Here is an 881-nt window from a genome sequence, read left to right on the forward strand (position 1 = left end):
GCGTGACACCCGGCCGTCGCCACCCCCATGACATCCTTGACACCGCGGGGAGCGACCGGAGGGACGGACGGACATGACGACCGAGACGGCACGGACGTCAGCACGACCGATGCGGGCGGACGCCCGGCGCAACTACGAGCGGCTGCTGGTGGAGGCACGGACCGCCTTCACCGCGCACGGTACGGACGCCTCGCTGGAGGACGTCGCCCGGCGGGCCGGTGTGGGGATCGGGACGCTCTACCGGCACTTCCCCAACCGCACGGCGCTGATGTGCGCGGTCTTCCAGGGCGAGGTGGACGGGCTGCTGGCGCGCTCGCGGGAGCTGCTGGCCGCGCCCGAGCCGTGCCGGGCGCTCGTGGACTGGCTGCGGGCCGTCATCGCGCACGCCAGCACCTACCGGGGGCTGGCCCGGGCCCTGATGGCCGCGCAGTCCGACGACGCGTCGGCGCTCGCCCGGTGCAGCCTGCCGATGCGCGAGGCGGGCGGCACCCTGCTGGCCCGGGCGCAGCGGGCCGGGGTCGTCCGCGCGGACGTGAGCGTCACCGATCTGCTGCAGCTGACCAACGCCATCGCGCTGGCGGTCGAACAGACGCCGGAGGACCCGGAGTTGGCCGACCGCCTGCTCACCCTGACGCTACGGGGCATCCGGCCGGAGTGTCGCCCGGACTGACGGGTCCGGCCGGCCGGCGTTCCCTCCTTCGGCGTTCACCCGAATGGGTGCTCTTCACAACCGCCGGCCGCCCACTCCGACGCCGCCGCGGCGCCCGCTCAGCGACGCCGCGGCGCCCGTTCAGCGCCGCCGCGGCGCCAGGTCCGCGACGCGGGCCGACGGCTGCTCGCCGAGCGGACCGGCGCCCCGGAGCTGCGCCTGCATCCCGGGC

Annotated in this window: 1 protein-coding gene; it reads left to right on the forward strand. The window is 76.2% G+C overall.

Annotated elements, in window-relative coordinates:
• Positions 1–109 precede the first annotated feature (109 nt).
• Entirely contained in the window at positions 110–670 is a 561-nt protein-coding gene (locus JNW98_RS29865; protein ID WP_443732506.1) for a TetR/AcrR family transcriptional regulator, read from the forward strand.
• The last annotated feature ends 211 nt before the right edge of the window (positions 671–881 follow it).

The organism is Streptomyces huiliensis (assembly GCF_020037025.1).
GTDB classification, from domain to species: domain Bacteria; phylum Actinomycetota; class Actinomycetes; order Streptomycetales; family Streptomycetaceae; genus Streptomyces; species Streptomyces huiliensis.

Bases quoted from the DNA above. Each gene is read 5' to 3' on its own strand.
- JNW98_RS29865 (WP_443732506.1), top strand. From the start codon at position 110: ATGCGGGCGGACGCCCGGCGCAACTACGAGCGGCTGCTGGTGGAGGCA.